We start from the raw sequence: 14,559 nt of genomic DNA on the forward strand, positions 1-14,559 counted from the left end.
CCGCCGGATCGAGAACACGACACGCGAGGACCGCGAAGACGCGCAACGGTTTTGCCGTCACGCAGACTCGAAGTGGCGCCGGATGCCCGCCAGCATCTCGTGGTGCGCCTTGAGCGCCTCGCGCGTCGTCGTCGGCGCCAACGGCCGGGGCGCACGGATGCGGATCCGTTCGGTAAGGCGGGTGCCTCCCTCGGTCGGCGTGAAGCTCACCGTTCCGCGCAGGCGCACCCCGGGTGACTGATCGGCCTCGGTCGTCACCTCGCCGTCCGTGCGGACGTGCAGGCGCGCACGGTAGGTGATACGTAGCGTCAACGGCCCCAACGGGATCCGGTCCACCACCCGGTAGCTCTGCAGATAGCCTTCCGGCGTTTCGGTGCGCGACGTGGCCCGCACCGACACGATCAAGGGATGGACGAGCCCGATGTTGTCCAGGTCGACATAGAAATCGCGGACGTCGCCCGGTGGCGCGGGCACTTCCTCGGACAGCGTGTGCTCGGACTCCGCGACCCACCAGCTCATGAAAACCTCCGTCAGCCCGGGTGATGCCCTCCGGCCCCGGCGAGGATATCGTTTGTGCGCCAGTAGATCAGCGCGGTGAACGCGAACACGACGACGATCGTCACCGCGGCCTGCACCGCGTTCCGCCGTTTGGCGGGCGGGTACACGTAGGCCGCGGCCACCGCGGCGCCGGTGACGAGCCCGCCGACGTGCGCCTGCCAGCTGATCTGTCGCGCGGCGAACGTGAACATTAGGTTGACCACGATGACCGCGCCGACCCATCGGACGTCCAGGGTGAGCCGCCTGACCACCACGAACGTCGCGCCGAAGAGGCCGAATATCGCACCCGACGCCCCCGCCGTCGCGGTGCCCAGCGGCGATAGCAGATAGACCAGGACCGAGCCGCCCAGCCCGCTCAATGCGTACAGCGCGCCGAACCGCAGTCGGCCCAGCCACATCTCGAGCGGCGGTCCCACGACGTAGAGCGCCCACATGTTCAACAGCAAATGCATTGGGCCGTAGTGCAGGAACGCCGCCGTCGCCAGTCGATACAGCTGGCCGTCGGCGACGGCCGGCGGCCACAGCGTCAGTCGCTTTTCCAGATCGCGCGACGCCAGCTGCGCCACGAAAACCGCGACGTTGGCGGCGATCAGCGCATAGGTGACCGCCGGCGGGCCCGACCGCTGCCGCCCGCCGAACCGGGTGCGCGGTGACCGAATCGTCCGGGCGCCGGCCTGGACGCACTCCACACACTGGTGGCCGACCGCGGCGCTGCGCATGCAGTCGGGGCAGATGTACCGCTCACAGCGGTTGCAGCGGAGGTGAGTCGGGCGACCGGGGTGCCGGTAGCACGTCGGCGCCCCAGCCGGCTGGTGCGGTGCGCTCATCGCATCATTGTCGCCGTGTCGCCGGGTTTTCACCGGTATTCCGCGAGCCGCCGCGTGGCCTTACTGTGTCTTCGTGAGCTCTTTGTCGTGGCCCCTTGTTGAGGTCTTATTCGTCAGGTCACCGCGTGGCTGACGCTGGCGCCGGCGTGGTGGAGCGCTATCTGGAGTGCCTGGCCGCGCACGACTGGGACGGCCTGGCCACGACCATCGCCGACGATGGCTTGACCCGCGAGGGCCCGTTTTGCGACGCCGTCGAGGGCAAGCGGCACTACGTCGCCTACCTGCGCAAGGTGATCAACAACCTGGAGGGCCACCGGCTGGAGGTCACCCGCGTCTCGCACGTCGACGACCGCCTGTCCTACGTCGAGTTGAGCGAGTCGTTCGACATCGACGGCGCCGCCGCCACGTGGCCCGAATGCATTCTGTTCGAGCGGGGCGACGACGGTCTGATCTCTCGTGTGAGCGTGTTCTTCAAGCAGCCGGGGGGCGGCCGCGCGTAGCCGCGCCGGCGCGAGAACTATTCCCTCACCCGCGGAATTGACCTAACGTGTGGTGCGTGGAGTCACACGGAAACCCCGAATTGGTGCCCGTCGAAAAATTGCATTCAGGCGACCCCATCACCGATGGCGGTCAGCGGTACATCGTTCTCGAATCGAAAACCGTCAGCGACAGCTGCGTGGTTCTCGAACTCGAGTCGCGAGTCGACCACCAGCTGCAGGTCATCGAGAAGTCCTTCCCGGCCGGCTACCACGTCGGCAGGGCGAACCACCGAATCTTATAGCCGGATTTCACCGAACCCACATGTTGCGCGCGTAGCCGGTCGACGGCTACCGCGCATTGGTGTTTCGGGGTCGCCACCATATCCCGCCGCGCCCGAAATGCCGTACCCGCCAACGCGTTCGGGCATTGCGAAGCGCGAGCGCGGGTATGCCGGCCGCGACCGGCCCCCGCGCCCGCGCCGGCTTCCTCCCGCCATCCCCGTCGGGCAGGTTTGGCCCGCCGCCCAAGCCGGTAACCTGTGTCCCAGGAAGCGATTGCACCCCCAGGAAAGCGAGTCTCGACGCGCCGCACTCGTAGGTGTCATCGCGCGGCCGGCCAACACGGCAGGATCGCAGGCGCGCAAGTCGAAGGGTGACTGAGTGAGGGTTCCGGGCGTGGCCGGTGTCGTCGCCGGCGTGACCGGCGGAGCCGCGCAGCTGGTGCGAGCCGGCCTGTCCACCGCGGCCGGCGCCGCGGAGGCCGTGCAGGCGTTCACCAACCCGGTAGCCGAATTGGCCGGCCCGGTGGTTCAGTCGATCGCTCACACGACGGGCCGGTCCGTCGGCGTGGGCGCTCCGCCCAACGCCGCCCGCAACGGCGTCACCCCGCCGGTGCGCTGGCAGAGCGGGCGCCGGGTGCATCTCGACCTGGATCCGCTGCTCCCGTTCCCCGACTGGCATGAGCATGCGGCGGTGGTCGAGGAGCCGGTCCGCAGGATCGCGGGCGTCGCCTCGGCCCACGTCGAGGGCGCGCTCGGCCGGCTCGTGGTGGAACTCGACGGCGACGCCGACGCCGGGCGTGTCCTGGACGACGTGCGGGAAACCGTGTGCAACGTGGCCGCCGACCTGGATGCGACCGGAGTCAGGCCGGCGGTCAGGACCGCGCCGTTCGCCGACCCGGGTGACCCGTTGGCGATCGTGGTGCCGTTCACCGCCGCGGCGATGGACGTTGCGGCCATCGGCGCCGCGGTGACCGGTTGGCTGGGGCGGCTGCCGGTCGCCCCGCGCAGCGCGCGCGCCGCCGCGGCGCTCCTCAACCATCAACCGCGGGTGGTGACCGTCCTGGAGTCGCGGCTGGGCCGCGTCGGCACCGACATCGCGCTCAGCGCCTCGACGGCCCTGGCGAACGGGCTCACCCACGCCATCGGCACGCCGCTGCTGGACCTCGCGCAGCGGAGCCTGCAGATTTCCGAAGCGTCGGCCCACCGGCAGCGCTGGCGGGAGCGGGAGCCGGAACTGGCCACCCCCGGGCGCCCGCAGGCCCCTGTGGTGCCGGTCATCTCGTCGGCCAACGCGGAAACCCCGCGGCACAACTGGGCCGCCGCGGCCGCGGGCGAGGTCTCCCACGTCATGGTCGGTGGCGCGATCGACGCCGCCATCGACACCGCGAAGGGTTCGATGGCCGGGCCGGTCGAGGAGTACACCGACCAGGCCGCCAACGCGTCGTTGGTCGCCGCGGCGGGCGCGCTGCTGGCCGGCGGCGGCACCGACGACGCGGCCGGCGCGCTGCTGGCGGGCGTACCGAGGGCCGCGCACGTGGGCCGCCAGTCGTTCGCCGCGGTCCTGGGGCGCGGGCTGGCCAACGACGGACAACTGATCCTGGATCCGGGCGCCCTGCGCCGGCTGGATCGGGTGAAGGTCGTCGTCATCGACGGCGCCGCGCTGCGCGGCGACGCCCGCGCCGTCCTGAAGGCGCACGGCGACGTCCCCGGCTGGGACGAGGACCGGGTCTACGAGGTCGCCGACGCGTTGCTGCACGGTGAAAAGGCGCCCGAGCCCGACCCCGACGAGTTGCCGGCCACCGGCGCGTGGCTGCGATGGGTTCGGGCGCAGGGGCCCTCGGCCGCGCCCGCCCAGGGGCTCGAACGGGCCGACCTCGTGGTCGACGGCGAACGGGTCGGCGCCGTCGACGTCGGCTGGGAGGTCGACCCGTTCGCGATCCCGCTGCTGCAGACCGCACACCGGACCGGGGCGCGCGTGGTGTTGCGCCACGTCGCCGGCACCCAGGACCTCACCGCCAGCGTCGCCGTGAGCCATCCGGCGGGCACGCCGCTGCTGCAGTTGGTCCGCGACCTGCGGACGGATCGCGGGCCGGTGCTGCTGATCACCGCCCTGCACCGGGATTTCGCGTCGACCGACACGCTGGCGGCGCTCGCCATCGCCGACGTCGGCGTGGCCCTCGACGATCCGCAGGCCGCGACGCCCTGGACCGCCGACATCATCACCGGCACCGACCTGGCCGCCGCGGTGCGCATCCTGTCGGCGCTGCCCGTGGCCCGGGAGGCCACCGAGTCGTCGGTGCGCCTGGCCAAGGGCGGCAGCACGCTGGCCGGGCTGTTGCTGGTCACCGGCGGCGATCCCCGGTCGGTCAACCCGCTGGCGATCCAGCGCTGGCTCAACCCGGTGAACGCGGCCGCAGCGGCGGCCCTGGTGGCGGGCGCCTACTCGGCCGGCAGGGTGCTGCGGCTGTCCGACCCCACCCCCCAGCCGCTGACCGCGTGGCATGCCCTGGACCCCGAGATCGTCTACGCCCGACTGACCAGCCGCACGCGGCCCCTGGCCGTCGAGCCCGGTGTCGCGCCCTGGCGGCAGCTCCTCGACGACCTGTCCTACCACCCGCTCGTCTCGCCGCTGCGCGGCCCGGCGGCGCGGGTGGGGCGGCTGCTGGTGGCGACGCGCGCCGAGCTCGCCGACCCGCTCACGCCGATCCTGGCGGTGGGGGCGGCGGCATCGGCGATCGTCGGGAGCAACATCGACGCGCTGCTGGTCGCCGGCGTGATGACCGCGAACGCGATCGCCGGTGGGGTGCAGCGGCTGCGGGCCGAGGCCGCGGTCGCCGAATTGTTCGCCGAACAAGACCAGCACGCGCGCCGCGTCGTGCTGCCCACCGTGGCGACGGCACACCGCAGGCTGGAGGCGGCCCGCTCCACCGAACGAACGGTCACCGTGAGCGCGAAATCGCTGCGCCCGGGCGACATCATCGACCTGGCGGCGCCGGAAGTGGTTCCGGCCGACGCGCGCCTGCTGGTGGCCGACGACCTGGAAGTCGACGAGTCCTTCCTCACCGGCGAGTCGCTGCCGGTGGACAAGCAGGTCGATCCCGTCGCCGTCGCGGACGCCGACCGGGCCAGCATGCTGTTCGAGGGCAGCACCATCGTCGCCGGGCGGGCGCGCGCGATCGTCGTGGCCACCGGGGCGGGCACCGCTGCGCAGCGGGCGATTTCGGCGATCGCCGACGTCGAGTCGGCCGCCGGGGTGCAGGCGCGGCTGCGGGAGTTGACGAGCAAGGTGCTGCCGCTGACGCTGGCCGGCGGCGCCGCGGTGGCCGGATTGGCCCTGGCCCACCGGAGCTCGCTGCGCCAGGCCGTCGCCGACGGCGTCGCGATCGCCGTCGCGGCCGTCCCGGAGGGCCTGCCGCTGGTGGCGACCCTGGCCCAGCTCGCCGCCGCCCAGCGCCTGTCGCGGCAGGGGGCGTTGGTCCGCACGCCGCGCGCCGTCGAAGCGCTGGGTCGCGTCCAGACGGTGTGTTTCGACAAGACCGGCACGCTGACCGAAAACCGGCTGCGGCTGGTGCGCAGCGTGCCGCACACGACGAATGCCGACGCTCCGCTCCTCGATGCGGGCGACCCGCGCGCCGCCGGGGTGGTGCGGGCCGCCGCCCGCGCCTGCACCCAGCCCCACAACGGGCAGGGACACGCGCACGCCACCGACGAAGCCATCCTCACGGCCGCGAATTCCCTGAACGGGCAAGGCGATTCGGACTGGACGGTGCTCGCGGAGGTGCCGTTCGAGTCCAGCCGCGGCTACTCGGCCTCGATCGGCACCGCAGCGGCCGGCGCGAAGGCTGACGCGGCCGGGCCGATGCTGGTGGTCAAGGGCGCTCCCGAGGAGATCCTGCCGCGCTGCCGGTTCGCCGATTCGGGCGGCGACCGAGAACGCGCCGAGTCCTTGGTGTTGCGCCTCGCCGAGCAGGGCCTGCGCGTGCTGGCGGTGGCCCAGCGCCCTTGGGAGCGCGGGACCACCGAGGAAGACACCGACGCCGACGAGGTCGACGCCGCCGCGCGCGACCTCGAGTTGATCGGCTACGTCGGGCTGGCCGACACCGCGCGGGCGTCGGCGCGGCCGCTGATCGAGGCGCTGGTCGAGTCCGGTCGTCGGGTGGTGCTGATCACCGGCGACCACCCGGTGACCGCGCGGGCGATCGCGCGTCAACTGGGGCTGCCCTCGGACGCGCGCGAGGTGAGCGGCGCCGAGCTGGCGGCCCTCGACGAGGACGACCGGGCCAGGCTCGCCGCCGACGCCGAGGTCTTCGCCCGCGTGAGCCCGGAGCAGAAGGTCCAGATCGTCGCGGCGCTGCAGCGCTGCGGTCAGGTGACGGCGATGGTCGGCGACGGGGCCAACGACGCCGCCGCGATCCGGATGGCCGACGTCGGGATCGGCGTGAGCGGTCGCGGCTCCTCGGCCGCGCGCGGGGCCGCCGACATCGTGTTGACCGACGACGACCTCGGCGTGCTGCTCGACGCCCTCGTCGAGGGCCGCGGCATGTGGGGCGGCGTGCGGGACGCGGTGAGCATTCTGGTGGGCGGCAACGTCGGCGAGGTGCTCTTCACCATCATCGGGACCGCGTTGGGCACCGGCCGGGCGCCGGTGGGCACCCGGCAGCTGCTGTTGGTGAACCTGCTCACCGACATGTTCCCGGCGCTCGCCGTCGCAGTCACCCCTCAGTACCCGCAGCCCGAAGACGACCAGGACGAGGGCGGAACGGCCGACCGCGACGCCGAGGAGCTGCAACGCGCGTTCCAGCTCGCGGCGCTGTCCGAACCCGCGCCGTCGCTGGACGCGCCGCTCATGCGCCAGATCGTCACCCGCGGCGCCGTCACGGCGGCCGGCGCGACGGCGGCCTGGGCGATCGGGCGCTGGACCCCCGGCACCGAACGCCGCACGGCGACAATGGGTCTCACCGCGCTGGTGGCGACGCAGCTCGCGCAGACCCTGCTCACCCGCCGCCACAGCCCGCTCGTCATCGGGACGGCGCTGGGCAGCGCCGGGGTGCTGGTCGCCATCGTCCAAACACCCGGCGTCAGCCAGTTTTTCGGGTGCACACCCCTGGGGCCGGTCGCGTGGGCCGGCGTGGTCGGGTCGACGGCCGGGGCCACCGCCGTGTCGGTGCTGGCGCCCAATTGGCTGGCCAACAGGGTGGCGGCCCTAGAACCCAAAGCGGACGAAAGCCCGGGCGCCCCGTAGCTTCAGCGAAGCCTCAGCGTCGGGCCCTCACGGCGCCAGCCTGACGAAGCCCGGCGGCATGGCCGGCTCCGGCGCGGGCTGCGCCGGGCCGGCGCCGCCACCGCCGCTTCCGCCGCCGCTGCCCCCGTCCCCGCCGCCGGCCGAGCCGCCGCCACCGCCGGCGCCGCTCCCCGGCTGGGGAGCAGCGGGGGCCGGCGGCGACTGCTGTGGTGGCGGCGGCAGCTGCGGTGGCGGCGGCGGTCGCTGCGGCGGAGGGGGCGCCGCTACCGGGCGCGGTGGGGTCAGGTCCTTCGCCGTCGGCGGCGGTGGCGCCGGTATCTGCGGCGGGTCGGGCGCGGTGATGCCCGCCGGGGCAACCGCTCCGGTCGGCGCGCCACGCGTGTACGAGGCGCGGTGCATCGGCGAATTCGGGCCCGGCACGGGGTTGGCCATTACGGAAGCGATCTTGCTCCGATCGCCCGGGCAGTAGGCCTCCACCGCCGCGATGACGAACCGGGTCTCGGTGCGCGCCAGCCGGTCGTGTGGGTAGAGCCGCTCGGGCGGGTCGACGGCGTAGGCGTCGTTGACCATCATGTTCACGACGTCGCCGACCGGCATGCCGCCGTCGAGCTTGCGACAAACCTTGTGGGCCGTGGCGATCAGGCTCGGCACGTTCTTGACGGCGGGAATGTCTTCTTGTTCGAGTATTGCCAGAAACTGGTCGTCCTGGCTCGGGTCGGCCGCCGCTGCGGCGGCGCGCAAAATTGGGGCGGCGCTCAGCGCCGCGACGGCGGTGACCAGGGCGGCCACGTGGGTGGTGATTCCGGTGAGCATGGCTGTTTCCATTCTGAGAGGGGCCCGTCACCTGGCGGGTTTTCGATTGCGATGTGCGCCGCACGCGCGGCTATTCGGTCGGCTTCCCCGGTGTCGGGCACTGGAACCAGCGCTGATTCGTGAGCGCTCGTAGCGGTCATCCGGCCCCGCTGATTAGCGGCGCTCGAGGAGTTACCGGGCAGAATTCGAAGAATCATCGTGAAGAAACCTCTACCGAACCGCACTTCCACCATAGGCCGGAAGCGCCCGAAAGTTCGACCCCCGGCCCGGATTTGCCCTTCCCGCGGTTGCCGCTAGGTCGGCAACTCCGTGCGCACCACCTTGCCCGCGGGATTGCGCGGGATGCTGCCGACGATCTTGATGTCGCGGGGCTGTTCGAAGCGGGACACCTTGCCCTTCAGGTAATCCCGTAGCGCCGGCGGGTCGATGGCGCTGCCCGCCTGCCGGACCACGAACGCGGCCAGCCGTTGACCGAATTGCTCATCCGGAACGCCGATGACCGCGTTGTCGGCGATGTCGGGGTGTTCGGCGAGCGCGTTCTCGACCGCACGCGGGTAGACGTTCTCGCCGCCCGAGACGATCATGTCGTCCTCGCGCCCGACGATGAAGAGCCGTCCCGCGTTGTCGAGGTAGCCCATGTCCCCGGTGCTCGTCATGCCGTCGATCGTCTTCTTGGCCTCCGCGGCCGAGCCGTCGGTGTAACCCTCGCCGGGCAGCTCGCCGCCGACGAAGATGCGCCCGGTGACGCGCGGCCCGACGGGCCGGTCGTGCTTGTCGAAGATGCGCACCGGGCAGCCGGCGACGGGTTTTCCGACGGTCTCGGGAGCCTCCCGCAGGTCGGCCGGTGTCGCCAGCGCGCCGATGCCGACTTCGGTTGAGCCGTAGCCGTTGTAGAGCACCTCGCCGTAGGAGTCCATGAACCGTTGCCCGAGCGAGGGGTCGAGCCGGTCGCCGCTGGACAACGCCACCCGCAGGTAGGGCAGCGGGTTTCGCGCCCGCACCCGTCGCGGGAGGTCGAGGATGCGCGCGAGCACGACCGGCACCGCGGTGAACGCGTCGGCGCGATGCAGCGACGCCTGCGCGAGGGCGGCTTCGGCGTCGAAGTGGCGGTGCGTCAGCACCGTGCCGCCCAGGGCCACCGTCAGCATCAGCATGCCCAGCCCCAGCCCGTGAAACATGGGCATTGCCACCGAGATTCGCGACCCGGCGCGCAACCCGGTGCGATCCAGGATCGTCACCCAGACGCCCAGCGCCGAACGCAGTTGCGGCGTGCGTGGCACACCCTTGGGCTTGCCGGTGGTGCCCGATGTCAGCAGCACGATCCGCCCGGGCGCGGCCACCGCCGGCCGCGCGGGGCGTCGCACCCCGTGTCGCGCATCGACCGTCGCCGGGTCGACGAGGATCACCGAATCGTCGGCGAGGCGCACCCTTTCCGCGAACTCCGCGTCGGCGACCATGGCTGTGATTCCGTGCGAGCCGAGCGCGGCGGCCAGCGCGTCGGTGCGGAATTCGGTGTTGACGAGCACGACGTCGGCGCCGGTCAGCGCGACGGCGAAGAACGCCTTGACGAAGCCCCGCCCGTTGCGGCACATCACCCCCACCGCGGCGCCTCGTCCGGCGCCGGCGCCGCGCAATTCGCGGGCCAACGATTCGATTTCGGACCGTAGTTCGCGGTAGGACAGGGCGCCGTCGTCGTCGACGATCGCGGTCCGGTCTGGCCACCGGGCCGCCGTGACCGCCAACAAGGTGTAGGGATTGGTGCCGCCGCGGCGCGCCTCGCGAGCCAGCCGCGCCGCCGCGAGCGGCGACGGCGGGCTGAGCAGCCGGGAACGCAGCAGTGCCCGGATCGTGGTGGCGCCCACGCCCTCGCCGAGAGCCAGGGCGGTCATCGCCGCGCCTCGTCCGCGCCGGCACGGGCTTGCGAGTGGGAGAAGAAACGCCGGTACCACAGCCGGGCGGCGCGGTCGGCGGGCCCGGCCAGCAGCACCGAGGCCAGCTCGGCTGGCCACACCCACGGCGGCTCGCTCGTGCGGGGCCGCTCGATGACCGCCTTGGCGATCGCGTCGGCCGCTTCGTCCGCGGACAAGCCCGGCAGCCGGCCCAAGATCGGTGTGGGCGCGATCATCCGGGTCCGCACCAGTGCGAAGTAGACCGACGTGACGTCCACCCCGTCGGCGTGCAGTTCCGGTGCCACGCTGCGCAGCCAGCGATCGAAGGCGCCCTTGGACGCTTGGTAGGCGCCCCATTGCGGGCCGGGCACCACGCGCACCCCGACGCTCGACACGTTCACGATGTGCCCGCCGCCGCGTTCGCGCATGGCCGGGAGCAGCCCCAGCAGCAGCCAGATCGGACCCAGGTAATTGATGTCGATGGTGCGCTGGAAGTCGTGCGGGCGGTCGTACTGGTGATGCAACGAGCGGCGCAACGACTTTCCTGCGTTGCTCACGACGACGTCGAGCGCGCCGTGGTTTTCGTTGATCTGCTTCGTCAGCCCGCTGACGGCCGACTCGTCGCTGAGGTCGGTCGGGTAGGCGACGGCCCGCCCCCCGCCGGCGTTGATCGCGGCCGCGACGTCCTCGAGCCGTTCCGCCGACCGGGCGACCACCAGCACGGTCGCTCCCGCGGCGGCCATCGTGCGGGCGGTCGCCTCGCCGATTCCGTAGGACGCGCCGGTCACCAACACCGTCTTGCCGGCGACGGCGCTCCGCAGCCGATCGGGATCCGAGATCCGCGCGGGGTTGGCCAGACGGTCGGCGGCCGCTCGAACGGCGCTCGCAAAGGGCTGGGCTATCACGTTCACGTTCACTGCCGCAATCATTCGTCAATCGCACGCCGAGGGACGCGGCTCCTGGCTTGACCGTGCGCCTCGACTCGGGCACAGCTAGCAGACCACATGGCCGTTCGGCTGCGCGCTCCGGCCCGTCCTTCGGCCCGTTCGAGGCGGCCCACGGCAGGCCCTAGCGCCCAAGCGATCTCGTCCCGAACGCGGCGGCGCGCACACGTCCGCGAAAGCTTCAAAAAATTGCCAGAGAATTCTCTGTTTATGCAACGGTTTACATGGGCACAATGGCGGCATGATCGCACGTCACCTCGCCCGTTACCTTGGTCCCGCAGTCGTCGCGGCATCGGGGGTCGGCGCCTCGGTCCTGGCGCCCGCCATCCCCACCGCCTTCGCCCAGTGTCCCGACGCCCAAGTGGTATTCGCGCGCGGCACCGGCGAGGAGCCCGGTCCCGGCCCGACGGGCCAGGCATTCATCGACAACCTGCGCTCGCGCATCGGCGGAAAGTCGCTCGATGTGTACGCGGTCAACTACCCCGCCAGCAACGACTGGGACACCGGCCTCGACGGCATTCGCGACGCCGGCGCGCACGTCGTGTCGATGGCGCACGACTGCCCCAACACCAAGATGGTGCTCGGCGGGTACTCGCAGGGCGCCGCGGTGATGGGCTTTGTCACCTCGGCCGCCGTGCCGGACGGCATCGACCCCGCGACGGTGCCGAAACCGATGTCCCCCGACGTGGCCGACCACGTCTCCTCGGTCGTGCTCTTCGGCATGCCCAACGTCCGGGCGATGAACTTCCTCAACGAGCCCCCGGTCGCCATCGGCCCGCTGTACCAGTCGAAGACGATCAAGGTGTGCGCTCCCGAGGACCCGGTCTGCTCCGACGGGATGAACTTCGCCGCCCACGACACCTACGCCGCCGACGGGGAAATGATCGAAAAGGGAGCGGCCTTCGCGGCCGCCCGCCTCAGCGGCAACCCCGCCGCCGCGCCCGTCGGCACCCCCGGTGGCTTCGGCAGCTGAACCGATCAGCCGGCGGCCGCCCGGCCCGCGCCCGCGGTGATCGCCTCGTTGAAGACGGTATAGATGTCGTCGAACGCGCCGTCGCGCTCGGCGAACCGGAACCCCTTGACGCGCTCGACGAGGATCTCCTCGGCGTCCGGCCGGCGCTCCAGGAGGGTCATCGTCTCGGCGACGTACTCGTCGAGCGGCATCCCGTCGGGGTGGAAGCCCCGCTCCCCCTGCAGCGTGGTCTGCACGTGCGGCGGGACGATTTCGATGACTTGGACCGCCGTCCGGCGCAGCTGGAAACGCAGCGACTGGGTGTAGGAATGCAGCGCCGCCTTGGTGGCGCAATACGTCGGGGTGAGCGCGCTGGGCATGAACGCCAGCCCCGACGTCACATTGAGGATCGCCGCCCGCGGCTTCTTGAGCAGCGAGGGCAGCAGCGCCGCGGTGAGCCGGATCGGGCCCAGCAGGTTGATGGCCACCGTCTGCTCCGCGGGGCCGGGGCCGCTCGTGGTGAGGTCTTCGACGCGTTGGATCCCCGCGTTGTTGACGACGACGTTGAGGTCCGGAAAGTGATCGGTGAGCTCGGTGGCGAAGCGACGGATGTCGGCCGGGTCGCCCTGATCCAGCGACAGCGTCTGGATGCCCGGATTCGCCTCCGCGACGGCCCGCAGCGGTTCGCGGCGCCGCCCCGCGATCACGACGGTGTTGCCCAGGCGGTGCCACGACTCGGCCAGGCCGCGCCCGATTCCGGTTCCGCCCCCGGTGACCAGCACCGTGTTGCCCGTCATCTGCATGGCCGCTCTCCTTCGGATTCCACTGCGGTGAGGCCCTCGGCCGACGTAGCGGATGCCCCGATGCGCGGCCGGCTAACCCACCCAATCTTCGCGCGCCGACGGCCCGTACCGGTAGGCGCGATCAGGTCGCGCGGTTGTGCAGCCGGCGCGGGTCGACGCCCGCGCGGCGCCACGCCCGGGCCGCCCACGGCATGTAGATGAACCCGAGGGGCAGCCGGTTGATGAGCGGATTGAGCGCGCGCATGACCGCGGCGAACCGCTGGAATCGCTTCTCCTTCTTGGCTTCCCACGGAAGCTGGCACACCTCGCGCATCTGGGGCGGCAGGGTCCCGACGAGGACGACGCGGGTATAGGCGTTGAGCGGAGCGGACAGGACCTTCCAGATCGGCCGGGGAATCCGGCGCGGGCCCGGGATCCCCTTGCGGATGTAGCCCGTGCCGTACAGGACCGTCTTGTGCGGCACGAAACGCTCGAGCATCTCGTCCCAGTAGGCGACGAACTCGTCGTACGTCTGGGGCTGCGCGCGGTCGCTGACGCCGTAGAGGCCGTACCAGACCTTGCCCTCGTCGAAGATCCGCTCCTTTTCCGCGCGGGACAACCGGCGGATGAACGTGTCGGTCGTGTAGATGACCTGGTCGACGAAAGTCGCGTGCGCCCAGTAGAACAACTCGGGATTGAGCGCGTGATACCTCGAGCCGTCGCTGATCGTGCCCTTGATCGGCCTGTGGAAGTCGCGGACCCTGCGGCCCCACTCGTGCGGGTCGTCGGAGTAGACGGTCTTCATCAGAGGCGGGGCGGTCCGCCGCGCCCGTCCCAACGTGTCGCTGAAGACCACCGAGTGGTCGAGCACGCCCTGGGCGAGTTGCTCGATGCAGTTCTCGACCCCGGCGGTGCGCTGGAACCCGAAGAACTGGGTCCGGTGGTCGCCGTAGAACTTCCATATCAGCGAGTCCGGCCCCAGGCGGGGCGAGGCGTCGGCGGTTTGGTCGTCGACGGGCATGGGCTCCGCCTCGCGCACGCCGGCGTCGAAGCCGCGCGCGGCCCATTGCGTCGTCAACCCGGCCTCCCGCATGAACCAGTGACACAGATTTGTCTCTTTGTGTCAAACTAGCATTCGTGGCGCCGAGATTGCCATGGAGGCCGTGACCCATGCCGAACCACAGCCGTGACGGCGACGTCGGCGAAAAGCGCGATCTCGAGCGCACCATCCTGGACACCGCGCGGGAAGTCTTCGAAACCTACGGCGTGCGCCGCGCGAACATCGAGGACGTGGCCGCCCGCGCCGGGGTCAGCCGCAGCACCGTCTACCGGCGTTTTCCGACCAAGGATGCGCTGTTCGAACACGTCGTGCGGCGCGAGTCCGAACACTTCTTCAAAACGCTGGACCGGGCGACCGCACGCTGCGACCCGCAGGAGGCGGTGATCGAGGCGTTCGCGCTCGGGGTGCGCCTCATCCGGGACTCGCCGCTGTATTCGCGGATCGCCGAGAGCGAGCCCGAGCTGTTCGGGATGTTCTCGCGGTCGCGGGCCTTCCCGATCCGCCGGTTCGCCGACGGCATCGCCCGCACCCTGCGGCGCTGCGGGGCCGACATCCCCGACCCGGACCTGGCCAACATCGCCGACATCCTGCTGCGGGTCGCGCTGGGCATCATCGTGTTTCCGACCGACCGGCTCGACACGTCGGATCCCGCGGCGGTCCGGGCCTACGCCGCCCGCTACCTGGTGCCGATCATTGGCCGCTGACGACTTCGACTTGTCGGCCCCCTGAATT

12 protein-coding genes are annotated in these 14,559 nt (G+C 71.6%); 5 read left to right on the forward strand and 7 right to left on the reverse strand.

What is annotated here, in order from left to right; genetic code table 11:
* Positions 1–57 precede the first annotated feature (57 nt).
* Positions 58–519, reverse strand: a complete 462-nt coding sequence (locus BST11_RS01840) for an SRPBCC family protein (protein ID WP_083136315.1) — start codon at positions 517–519, stop codon at positions 58–60.
* Positions 520–530: 11 nt separating this feature from the next.
* Positions 531–1,385 carry a rhomboid family intramembrane serine protease gene (locus tag BST11_RS01845; RefSeq protein WP_083136316.1) on the reverse strand — a complete coding sequence of 285 codons (855 nt, stop codon included), beginning with the start codon at positions 1,383–1,385 and terminating at the stop codon, positions 531–533.
* Positions 1,386–1,510: 125 nt separating this feature from the next.
* Between BST11_RS01845 and BST11_RS01850 the strand changes: the two genes are divergently transcribed.
* From BST11_RS01850 to BST11_RS01860, 3 genes are all read left to right on the forward strand, one after another.
* Complete coding sequence (locus BST11_RS01850; RefSeq protein WP_067326985.1) at positions 1,511–1,885, forward strand: nuclear transport factor 2 family protein; 375 nt, start codon at positions 1,511–1,513, stop codon at positions 1,883–1,885.
* A gap of 56 nt (positions 1,886–1,941) precedes the next feature.
* A complete protein-coding gene (locus tag BST11_RS01855; protein ID WP_083136317.1) occupies positions 1,942–2,166 on the forward strand; it encodes a hypothetical protein in 225 nt (74 codons plus the stop codon).
* A gap of 358 nt (positions 2,167–2,524) precedes the next feature.
* Positions 2,525–7,387 carry a cation-translocating P-type ATPase gene (locus tag BST11_RS01860; RefSeq protein ID WP_083136318.1) on the forward strand — a complete coding sequence of 1,621 codons (4,863 nt, stop codon included), beginning with the start codon at positions 2,525–2,527 and terminating at the stop codon, positions 7,385–7,387.
* A gap of 27 nt (positions 7,388–7,414) precedes the next feature.
* On the opposite strand, the gene BST11_RS01865 is transcribed toward BST11_RS01860, so the two are convergent.
* From BST11_RS01865 to BST11_RS01875, 3 genes are all read right to left on the reverse strand, one after another.
* A complete protein-coding gene (locus BST11_RS01865) occupies positions 7,415–8,200 on the reverse strand; it encodes a DUF732 domain-containing protein (RefSeq protein ID WP_083136467.1) in 786 nt (261 codons plus the stop codon).
* 293 nt (positions 8,201–8,493) lie between these two features.
* Complete coding sequence (locus BST11_RS01870; RefSeq protein WP_083136319.1) at positions 8,494–10,089, reverse strand: AMP-binding protein; 1,596 nt, start codon at positions 10,087–10,089, stop codon at positions 8,494–8,496.
* Positions 10,086–11,018 carry an SDR family NAD(P)-dependent oxidoreductase gene (locus BST11_RS01875; RefSeq protein ID WP_083136320.1) on the reverse strand — a complete coding sequence of 311 codons (933 nt, stop codon included), beginning with the start codon at positions 11,016–11,018 and terminating at the stop codon, positions 10,086–10,088. The genes BST11_RS01870 and BST11_RS01875 overlap by 4 nt, the downstream gene beginning before the upstream one ends.
* A 256-nt stretch (positions 11,019–11,274) precedes the next feature.
* On the opposite strand from BST11_RS01875, the gene BST11_RS01880 reads away from it, so the two are divergent.
* A complete protein-coding gene (locus BST11_RS01880) occupies positions 11,275–12,006 on the forward strand; it encodes a cutinase family protein (protein ID WP_083136321.1) in 732 nt (243 codons plus the stop codon).
* A gap of 5 nt (positions 12,007–12,011) precedes the next feature.
* Here BST11_RS01880 and BST11_RS01885 read toward each other — a convergent pair whose 3' ends face one another.
* Complete coding sequence (locus BST11_RS01885; RefSeq protein WP_083136322.1) at positions 12,012–12,788, reverse strand: SDR family oxidoreductase; 777 nt, start codon at positions 12,786–12,788, stop codon at positions 12,012–12,014.
* A gap of 121 nt (positions 12,789–12,909) precedes the next feature.
* Complete coding sequence (locus BST11_RS01890) at positions 12,910–13,788, reverse strand: oxygenase MpaB family protein (RefSeq protein WP_244897460.1); 879 nt, start codon at positions 13,786–13,788, stop codon at positions 12,910–12,912.
* A 149-nt stretch (positions 13,789–13,937) separates the two neighbouring features.
* Between BST11_RS01890 and BST11_RS01895 the strand changes: the two genes are divergently transcribed.
* Positions 13,938–14,531, forward strand: coding sequence for a TetR/AcrR family transcriptional regulator (locus BST11_RS01895; RefSeq protein ID WP_083136324.1), 594 nt, complete (start codon positions 13,938–13,940; stop codon positions 14,529–14,531).
* Positions 14,532–14,559 lie beyond the last annotated feature (28 nt).

The sequence above is a fragment of the Mycobacterium alsense genome (genome assembly GCF_002086635.1).
GTDB classification, from domain to species: Bacteria; Actinomycetota; Actinomycetes; order Mycobacteriales; family Mycobacteriaceae; genus Mycobacterium; species Mycobacterium alsense.